This window comes from Photorhabdus australis DSM 17609 (genome assembly GCF_000711895.1).
In the GTDB taxonomy this organism is placed as follows: domain Bacteria; phylum Pseudomonadota; class Gammaproteobacteria; order Enterobacterales; family Enterobacteriaceae; genus Photorhabdus; species Photorhabdus australis.
The window spans coordinates 1-9,335 of the sequence record NZ_JONO01000089.1 but is presented as its reverse complement, the minus strand read 5'-3'; the positions used below and the strand labels follow the sequence as shown (position 1 = coordinate 9,335).

At 39.2% G+C, this 9,335-nt stretch carries 11 protein-coding genes and 2 pseudogenes; 7 read left to right on the top strand and 6 right to left on the bottom strand.

Annotated features, from left to right (window positions below; all coding sequences use genetic code 11):
- A pseudogene (locus tag BO26_RS23255) lies at positions 1 to 293 on the top strand (DDE-type integrase/transposase/recombinase); the annotation flags it as partial.
- Here the strand turns inward: BO26_RS23255 and BO26_RS22400 are convergent.
- The 5 genes and pseudogenes from BO26_RS22400 to def all read right to left on the bottom strand — a co-directional run.
- Positions 288 to 401, bottom strand: a pseudogene (locus tag BO26_RS22400) (transposase); the annotation flags it as partial. The pseudogenes BO26_RS23255 and BO26_RS22400 overlap by 6 nt on opposite strands.
- A gap of 158 nt (positions 402 to 559) precedes the next feature.
- The gene (gene trkA / locus BO26_RS17630) at positions 560 to 1,936 is read right to left on the bottom strand and encodes a Trk system potassium transporter TrkA (protein ID WP_036773768.1); all 1,377 of its coding nucleotides are present in this window, start codon (positions 1,934 to 1,936) and stop codon (positions 560 to 562) included.
- Between the two features lie 56 nt (positions 1,937 to 1,992).
- Entirely contained in the window at positions 1,993 to 3,282 is a 1,290-nt protein-coding gene (gene rsmB / locus BO26_RS17625; RefSeq protein ID WP_036773766.1) for a 16S rRNA (cytosine(967)-C(5))-methyltransferase RsmB, read from the bottom strand.
- Between the two features lie 38 nt (positions 3,283 to 3,320).
- A complete protein-coding gene (fmt, locus tag BO26_RS17620; protein WP_036773764.1) occupies positions 3,321 to 4,271 on the bottom strand; it encodes a methionyl-tRNA formyltransferase in 951 nt (316 codons plus the stop codon).
- Between the two features lie 25 nt (positions 4,272 to 4,296).
- A complete protein-coding gene (def, locus tag BO26_RS17615) occupies positions 4,297 to 4,809 on the bottom strand; it encodes a peptide deformylase (protein WP_036773762.1) in 513 nt (170 codons plus the stop codon).
- A gap of 133 nt (positions 4,810 to 4,942) precedes the next feature.
- On the opposite strand from def, the gene dprA reads away from it, so the two are divergent.
- The 5 genes from dprA (at position 4,943) to BO26_RS17590 (ending at position 8,306) form a co-directional block, all read left to right on the top strand.
- Positions 4,943 to 6,028: a DNA-protecting protein DprA gene (gene dprA, locus BO26_RS17610; RefSeq protein WP_036773761.1), complete on the top strand. Its 1,086-nt coding sequence runs from the start codon at positions 4,943 to 4,945 to the stop codon at positions 6,026 to 6,028.
- A gap of 64 nt (positions 6,029 to 6,092) precedes the next feature.
- The gene (locus tag BO26_RS17605; protein WP_036773759.1) at positions 6,093 to 6,647 is read left to right on the top strand and encodes a topoisomerase DNA-binding C4 zinc finger domain-containing protein; all 555 of its coding nucleotides are present in this window, start codon (positions 6,093 to 6,095) and stop codon (positions 6,645 to 6,647) included.
- Between the two features lie 4 nt (positions 6,648 to 6,651).
- Complete coding sequence (gene tsaC / locus BO26_RS17600; RefSeq protein WP_036773770.1) at positions 6,652 to 7,221, top strand: L-threonylcarbamoyladenylate synthase type 1 TsaC; 570 nt, start codon at positions 6,652 to 6,654, stop codon at positions 7,219 to 7,221.
- A gap of 6 nt (positions 7,222 to 7,227) precedes the next feature.
- The gene (aroE, locus tag BO26_RS17595; RefSeq protein ID WP_036773756.1) at positions 7,228 to 8,046 is read left to right on the top strand and encodes a shikimate dehydrogenase; all 819 of its coding nucleotides are present in this window, start codon (positions 7,228 to 7,230) and stop codon (positions 8,044 to 8,046) included.
- On the top strand, positions 8,043 to 8,306 hold the full coding sequence (locus BO26_RS17590; protein ID WP_036773755.1) for a DUF1488 family protein: 264 nt from the start codon (positions 8,043 to 8,045) through the stop codon (positions 8,304 to 8,306). The genes aroE and BO26_RS17590 overlap by 4 nt, the downstream gene beginning before the upstream one ends.
- Here BO26_RS17590 and BO26_RS17585 read toward each other — a convergent pair.
- Positions 8,282 to 8,827, bottom strand: coding sequence for a gamma carbonic anhydrase family protein (locus BO26_RS17585; protein WP_036773753.1), 546 nt, complete (start codon positions 8,825 to 8,827; stop codon positions 8,282 to 8,284). The two genes, BO26_RS17590 and BO26_RS17585, sit on opposite strands and share 25 nt — an antisense overlap.
- A gap of 230 nt (positions 8,828 to 9,057) precedes the next feature.
- Between BO26_RS17585 and BO26_RS24965 the strand changes: the two genes are divergently transcribed.
- The gene (locus tag BO26_RS24965; RefSeq protein WP_477707004.1) at positions 9,058 to 9,189 is read left to right on the top strand and encodes a hypothetical protein; all 132 of its coding nucleotides are present in this window, start codon (positions 9,058 to 9,060) and stop codon (positions 9,187 to 9,189) included.
- Positions 9,190 to 9,335 lie beyond the last annotated feature (146 nt).

Sequence of the window (9,335 nt, the reverse complement as noted above, 5' to 3'; positions counted from 1 at the left end):
TGGTGATGGATTTGTATTCACGTCGTGTCGTCGGTTGGGCGATGTCATCAACGGCAGACGCAGAGCTGGTTTGTCGGGCATTGCGTCATGCACTGGAGATACGCAGGCCGAAAAAGCGAGTGGTATTTCATTCCGATCAGGGAAGTCAATACAGCAGTAAGCGTTACCGGCAGTGATTATGGAGAGAAGGGGTCATACAGAGTATGAGCTGACGCGGAAACTGTTGGGATAATGCCCCCATGGAACGGTTGTTCAGAAGTCTGAAGAGTGAATGGATACCGGAAGGGGGCTATCCCGGTAAAGACCTTATGCCGAGGAATGCGAATGTTATGGCAGACACTCAAACGGGGGGAATCAATAAAAGCAATGCCAGTGGGTTTTCCTTTTAATTGAGTCAGATGTTCCTCCCCGGAGCTGTTTCGGTGTGCACCGAAACATTGCTCTTGGGAACAGGCTTCATGTCAATTTCTTATCCAGAATTCGGGTTAATTAGAGCTACAAATTATATTGGTTATTGGGCTTTAATTATTTGACTGATAGATAATTGTTTTCGATATTATCAAAGGAAAAAAGGGCTTGGCTGGAATAGTTTCTCTACTTCGGGAACAAATTTCTTATCTGTAATAAACATAATAACATGATCTCCTTGCTCGATAACATTGTAATCATTAGCAATAATCACTTCATCACCGCGAGCTATTGCTCCAATTGTGGTACCTGGTGGTAATTTTATATCACCTATAGCTCGACCAACAACTTTTGAGGTTTTTTCATCTCCATGAGCAATCGCTTCAATAGCTTCAGCTACTCCTCGGCGTAATGAAGAAACGCTGACAATATCTGCTTTACGAACATGACCTAGCAGAGCTGAAATAGTTGCTTGTTGTGGAGAGATTGCAATATCAATAACACCGCCTTGTACCAAGTCGACATATGCACTACGCTGAATGAGAACCATAGCCTTTTTAGCTCCCATGCGTTTGGCAAGCATTGCAGACATGATGTTTGCCTCGTCATCGTTGGTTAGAGCAATAAATACATCTACCTGCTCTATATGCTCTTCGGCCAGTAACTCTTGATCCGATGCATCGCCATAAAAAACAATAGTGTTATGTAATAATTCGGCTAGTTCTATAGCTCTTTGCTGATTTCGTTCAATTAATTTAACCTTGTAACCTTTTTCAAGACGTTGTGCAAGTCCGGCACCTACATTACCACCACCAACGATCATAATACGTTTGTAGGGTTTTTCTAAGCGTTGCAGTTCACTCATTACAGCACGAATGTGTTGTGATGCAGCAACAAAGAAAACTTCATCACCAGCTTCAATAATTGTGGAACCTTGCGGTCTTATCGGTCGATCTTGACGAAATATTGCAGCAACTCTGGTATCAATGTGTGGCATGTGTTCCCGGAGTGAAGAAAGTGCATTTCCTACAAGTGAGCCACCGTAATAAGCTTTTACTGCAACAATACTTACCCGGCCTTCGGCAAAGTTAACAACTTGTAAAGCACCAGGATATTGAATTAGTTTGTAAATATAATCTATGACAAGTTGTTCTGGCGAGATAAGGTAATCAATAGGAATATCATCAGGGAGAAACAGATTTTCTGCTTCTCGGATATATTCTGCTGCACGTATTCGTGCAACTTTATTCGGCGTATTAAATAAAGAATATGCAATTTGGCATGCAATCATGTTAGTTTCGTCAGAATTAGTTACAGCAACTAACATATCTGCATCTTCAGCACCAGCTTCTCTTAATACTCTGGGATGAGAACCATGACCATTGACTACTCTGAGGTCGAATTTATCTTGTAGTTGATGCAGGCGGTCGGGGTCAGTATCGACGATAGTGATATCGTTATTCTCACCTACCAAATTTTCAGCTAATGTACCACCAACTTGGCCAGCACCGAGAATAATTATTTTCATAGTGTTCTCTAATTTATTAGAAACGGATAATTATCTCTATAAGTTATAGAGATATATCACCGTTTAATTAATCGAGCATAAAAAAAACCATCACCGCCAGTTAACTCAGGTATTATTTGCTTTCCTCGGGCTTCTCTTGTTTCTGGTTCTGATAACTCTGCATCTGGATGGCGTTTTAAAAAGGCATTGATTTGTTGACTATTTTCATCCGGTAAAATAGAACAGGTTGCATATACCAGTGTTCCACCTTTCTTTAAATATGGCCAGATTGCATCAATAATCTCAGATTGTAATTGAACTAACTGAGCGATATCTTCTTCGCGACGTAGCCATTTGATATCAGGGTGGCGGCGGATTACTCCTGTTGCTGAACAAGGAGCATCTAGTAGAATACGATCGAATTGCTGATCTTCTACCCAATACTCAGGATAGCGCCCATCACCGATTTTTACTGTGGCGTGGCAATTAAGGCGTTGGAGATTTTCTTCTACCCTCTTGATCCTTTGTTCATCAATATCTACAGCTAATACTTGAGATTCTGGTGCTATTTCAAGGAGGTGTGTTGTTTTCCCTCCTGGAGCCGCACAAAGATCGAGGATTTTTTCCCCATTAATTGGTTGTAATAACTCGGCGCACCCTTGTGCAGACATATCTTGAACAGTGACCCAACCTTTGTCAAATCCAGGTAATATTGCTACAGGGCAAGGGGAAATTACACGGATAGCAAAGGGTAATTCGATAGCTGGTTCTGCATCAATTCCTGCTTTATGAAGAAGAGTAAGATATTCATCCCGACTGTGGTATATACGATTAACGCGTAACCACATAGGTGGTTTTTTATTATTAGCATTAATAAGTTGTTGCCACTCTTGTGGATAGGCTTTTTGGATTCGAGTTAATAACCATTCAGGGTGCAAGTGATAGCTATGGTGACTTTGTGAATGTTCTATTAACTGCAATTGCTGTCTCTGAAATTGGCGAAGGACACCATTAATCAATCCTTTTAACTGAGGATACTTTAGAGTTGCGGCTCCATTTACTGTTTCGGCAAGTGCTGCATGAGCAGGAATACGGGTGTAGATAAGTTGATATATTCCGACCATAAGGAGGTAATGAAGAATACGTTGTTTACCTTTTAATGATTTTGCCATTAATTGGTTTATTATCCATTCTAGCTGAGGTAATACGCGTAATACCCCGAAAGAGAATTCTTGCAACAAGGATTTATCTTTATCAGTTATATTCTGTTGTAGTTTAGGTAAGACTGTGCTGAGAGATTGTCCTTGCTCTAGAACTTGATTGACTGCTTTAGCGGCGATACTTCGCAAATTATATATTTTTTTCATAGTTAGAAGGGCTGATAAAAGACAGAGTTAATACAAAGTTATTCAGCTAATTTTATACCTGGCGTAAACCATTCACGTTTGGAGTTGAGTAGATTTTCTACTGACATTGACTTTTTACTAGCCGGTTGTAATTGTGTGATATTGAGAATTCCATTAGCAGTAGCAATATGAATGCCTTCCTTGTCTGCTTTTAACACAGTTCCTGGTTCTGCTGAAGTTTGTTTTTCAATGGCGTTAGCTTCCCAAATTTTAACAGGCTGCCCTTCTATCTCAAAAAAGCTCATAGGCCAGGGATTAAATGCACGAATACAGCGTTCAAGATCGGCCGCGGATAATTTCCAATTTATTCGGGCTTCTTCTTTGCTTAGTTTTTCAGCATAGGTAACCAACTTTTCGTTTTGAACTTCAGGTTGGATTTTACCTGATGTTATTAATGATAATGTTTTAAGCAGAGCATCTGACCCAATATTAGCCAATTTTTCGTATAAACTAGCGCTAGTATCCTCAGGAGCAATAGGACAGCTTGCTTTGTATAGCATGTCGCCGGTATCAAGACCCACATCCATTTGCATGATAGTCACTCCCGTTTCCTTGTCACCAGCCCAAATTGAACGTTGAATTGGTGCTGCACCACGCCAACGTGGTAATAGGGAACCATGTACATTCAGGCAACCTAATCTTGGGATGTCCAAAACAGCCTTAGGGAGGATTAATCCATATGCTATAACTATGATAACATCAGGTTGTTGTTTGAGAATCCATTGCTGATTTTCTTCTGAACGTAAAGTGGTTGGTTGAAAAACAGTAATGTTATGTTTTTCTGCCAGCACTTTTACAGGATTGGGTGTCAGTTTTTTACCTCTTCCGGCCGGTTTATCTGGCCGGGTAAGAGCACCAACCACCTCGTGTTGAGATGTTAATAAGATCTCTAAATGGCGTGCAGCAAAGTCAGGTGTTCCGGCAAAAACAATACGTAAAGAATCAGGCACGTTTATTTCCTAACATTAATATAATTTATTCGATTCGGGTTCTTTGTTTATTTAATTTTTCTATTTTCTGGCGTATACGCTGGCGTTTCAGCGGAGATAAGTAATCCACAAAAAGTTTACCAATTAAATGATCCATTTCGTGCTGAATACAAATAGCTAGTAAACCATCAGCTTGTAATTCAAACGATTGACCATCGTAATCTAAGGCCCTAATTTTAACTTTTTCAGCTCGTGGTACTAGTGCTCTCTGCTCAGGAATAGACAAGCAACCTTCTTCGATCCCAGTTTCACCATTTTTTTCCAGTAACTCTGGATTTATCAGTACAAGGCGTTCATTACGAGTATCTGATACGTCAATAACGACAATACGCTGATGAATATTAACTTGTGTTGCTGCTAGGCCAATTCCTTCTTCTGCATACATAGTTTCGAACATATCATCAACGATATTTTGAATCTTTGCATCAACTTTTTCAACGGGTGTTGCAATAGTGCGAAGCCGCTCATCTGGGTAATGTAATATTTGTAATATTGGCATATGCGTTTAGATTTGTATCCAAAATGTGAATGGTATTCTATGTCTATTCTAGACATTTCCCGTCTGGATTGACAGTATCGATTGCTAATTAAGCGGTTTTGTTTTGTCAGTCAATCTTAGGCAGGATAACAATATGGAAGCTATAGAAGTATGGTTGCGAATGAAGATGATCTCTTATTTGGAAACAGAAAAAGCAGTAAATATTGTAGAAAAATTATTACATGCTGGGAATCACTATTCCACTGTACTGAAAGATAGTGGGTTATCACCAGCACAATGTTTGCAATTTACTAAAGCAAATAAAGCTGTACTAACTTCGTGCTTAAAATGGCTTGAGCAGCCAGAACACCATTTATTGACATATTCTCATCCTTCGTATCCACTGCTATTAAAACAGATACATGCTCCACCTCTTGCGCTTTTTGTGTCAGGAAAATTAGAGCTTCTTCTAAAGAAACAGATAGCAATGGTAGGGAGCAGGGCAGCAAGTTATTATGGCGAAAAATGGGGAAAAATTTTTGCGGGTGAATTGGTTGAACATGAGTTAGTTATTACTAGTGGTTTAGCCATCGGTATTGATGGTATTTGTCACCGAGCTGCACTGGATAGTGGAGGTGAAACAGTTGCTATATTAGGTAGTGGGCTTGGGCATATTTATCCTCATAGACATGAATCGTTAGCAAAACGGATAGAGGAAAATGGTGCTCTTGTTTCTGAATTTTTTCCGGACACTCCGCCGCGCGCAAAAAATTTTCCTAGAAGAAATCGGATTATCAGTGGGTTAAGCTCGGCAGTTATCGTTGTAGAAGCGAGTAAAAATAGTGGTTCGTTAGTTACAGCCCGTTGTGCCCTTGAACAAGGAAGAGATGTATTTGCATTACCAGGTCTTCTGGGTAATCCAGTGAGTGAAGGGAATCACTGGTTAATAAAGCAAGGTGCATATTTGGCTACAAACGCAGTGGATGTTGTAGAACACGTTTATGGTTCACTACAATGGTTGCATATGGAGGCAACAAGACAAGAAGTAAAGCCACAGTTTGAACAAACTGAGTTGCCATTTGCTGATGTGCTAGTTAACGTAAGTGACGAAATAACTTCTGTCGATATCATTGCTCAGCGTTCTTTATTACCTATAAATGAGGTAATGACAAAGCTTCTTGAACTGGAATTACTTGGTAAAGTAGCTGTAGTTGCTGGTGGTTATGTACGTGTAAATTAATTAACTGAGTGTCTAGAGTCTTGCTCAATGTCATATAAAAATAAATTTCAAGTGAAAAAATGGTATGGCAAAAATAGTTCCTTTTACTACTAATGAAACTGAATGTTGCCCTGAATGTGGTTCTATGTTAGTCATCCGTAATAGCATTCATGGCCCATTTCTTGGATGTTCTGATTATCCATCATGTCAATATGCCCGTTCATTAAAAGGACAAAGTGATGGCCATGTGGTAAAAGAGCTTGAAGGGCGAACATGTCCTGCATGTGGAGCTAATTTAGCTTTACGCCAAGGGCGTTATGGTATGTTTATTAGTTGTAGTCGTTATCCTGAATGCGAACATGTAGAACTGGTTGATAAACCGGATAAGACGTTGATAACCTGTCCCCAATGCAAACAAGGGCAACTGTTACAAAGAAAATCACGTTTCGGAAAAATTTTTCACGCGTGTAACTGTTACCCTAATTGCCAGTTTGTATTAAATAGTAAACCAGTCGCGGGTGAATGTATGTTTTGTAGCTATCCGTTGCTGATGGAAAAACGTACATCACAAGGCACAAAGTTATTCTGTGCCAGTAAGATGTGTGGAAAACAGCAAATAAAAATAAATGAAACAGAGTAACAAAATGAGTAATGAAGCATCACCTGCATTTGAAAATGTATTAACAGCATTAAAAGCAGAAAAAGTTATTGCTTATCCGACTGAAGCTGTTTTTGGGTTGGGATGTGATCCTGATAGTGTAAAAGCAATAAATGAACTGCTTATATTAAAGAAACGCCCATGGCAAAAAGGGTTGATTCTTATCGCAGATAATTATGAACAATTACAACCATATCTTGATGATAAGTTTCTAACGGAAAAGCAAAAAGAAGTTATGCTTGCTTGTTGGCCAGGACCTATGACTTGGGTAATACCCGCCAAATCTAGTACATCTAAGTGGTTGACTGGGCAATTTTCCACTTTGGCGGTTAGAGTTAGTGATCATCCTTTGGTGAAGAAGTTATGTACTTTTTACGGAAAGCCATTGGTATCAACCAGTGCAAATTTGAATGGCCTTGAACCATGTAGAACAGTGGAGGAAGTTAGACAACAGTTTGGAGATAAACTGCCTGTATTAAATGGTAACGTTGGAGGGCGTGAAAATCCTTCAGAAATTCGGGACGCTTTAACTGGTGAACTTTATCGTCAAGGGTAAATAAATATGACTCAATTCGCCGTCTTTGGTAATCCTATTATGCATAGTAAATCTCCTCGTATCCATCAGTTGTTTTCTGAGCAAACAGGTATTGAATATTGTTATGGGAAGATTTTGACTCCCATAAATAAGTTTGAAGAGACATTGGACATGTTTCTTAAACAGGGCGGGATAGGAGCTAATATCACTGTACCATTTAAAGAGCAGGCGTTTATTCGAGCAAATGAGTTAACTGAACGAGCAAAATTCAGTGGTGCAGTCAATACGTTGAAATTACTGGGTAATAATCAATTGCTTGGTGATAATACGGATGGCATAGGGTTATTAACAGATTTAATACAACTCGGATTTATTACACAGGGACAACATATTTTAATTGTTGGTGCAGGTGGTGCAGTCAGGGGTGTTTTATCTTCACTATTAGGGTTTGACTGTGAAATTACAATTACAAACCGGACGTTCAGTCGTGCTATCCAGGTTGCTAATGATTTCTCGTCAATAGGTAGCATTAAGCCTGTTGAAATGAAAACTTTAAATAGACCTGAATTTGATCTTATTATTAATGCGACTGCATCTGGTATTAATGGTGAGATCCCAGAGATATCTCCGTTAATATTTAATGAAAATTGTGTCTGTTATGACATGTTTTATCAGGCTAATTTGACGCCTTTTATTTCCTTTGCTAAGAAACAAGGTGTTTCTAGTTATGCTGATGGGTTAGGGATGTTAGTGAGTCAGGCTGCTCATTCATTTAAATTATGGCACGGTGTACTGCCAGAAGTTGCCTCTGTATTGCTAACATTAAAACAGGAGTTACATTCATGAATCAATCTATCCAATTTCCTGATAGAGAGGAGTGGAACGAACAAGAGCAGATAGTCATTTTTCCTGCACTAGTAAATGGACTATTGGTTCAATGTGTTATAAGTGCCAAGGATCTTTTACACCGTTATGGGGAAGATCATCATCCACTAAGTCTTTTTCAACAAAATCGTTGGAATACAGAGGAAGAATTCGAATTAGTAATTAATAATGATGGGGATGATGATCATTTGGGTCGTTACATATTACCTTCTTGTAAGTAGTTATTTTTCAAACTAACGTAATGACTTGCTGAATAATGTAATGCCTCTAATTCTTCAGATTTTAGTTTTCTTACAGGACGGGCAGGGCTGCCAATATAAAGGTACCCACTTTCTAATATTTTTCCTGGAGCAACTAAGCTGCCAGCTCCAATAATAACGTCTTCTTCAATGACTGAACCATCGAGTAGAATGGAACCCATACCGATGAGAACTCGATTACCAATAGTACAGCCGTGAAGTATAACTTTATGCCCAATGGTGACATCATTCCCGATAATTAAAGGAAAACCATCAGGATTATCAGCGGATTTGTGTGTCACATGTAATACAGAACCATCTTGAATATTAGTGCGTGTGCCGATAGATACATAATTAACGTCTCCACGGATAACAACTAAAGGCCATATACTGACATCATCAGCAAGTTTGACGTCACCAATGATTACACTAGATGGATCTAACATAACTTTTTGGCCAACTTTAGGTTGAGTACCAAGGTAACTACGTAATACTCCAGACATATATACCTCTAATGAAGGGTTCTCATGAAAGAAATGGGGATCTGTTATTCTTGAGGATCTTAGTGAGGAAAATACTAATATGCAATATAAAGAAGTTTATTGAGTTTAGTGAAAATCGATTGAACTTAGCTCGAAAAGTATAAAAAATAACCTATTGGAAATAAATCTAAAAAAAAAGGTTGTGTAAGAATTTAAGATCCCTATAATGCGCCACCACTGACCGACACAACGTGGATAAACCGGGTGAGGTCAGGCAGGGAAAAGGCAATAAGCGCTTGACTCTGCGGGCGAAAAGCGTAGTATACGCAGCCCGGCTGACGGAGAATGATAATTTTTATGTTGGCCCGCTCTTTAACAATTAATCAGACAATCTGTGTGGGCACTCACAAGACCGTATCACAAAAAAATACGTTTTAAAGTCTTGAAGAGTGAAGCGCAGTTAATTCATAACGAACTAACGGTGAGATTCTTTGAGCCTCAAACTTTGAATTGAAGAGTTTGATCATGG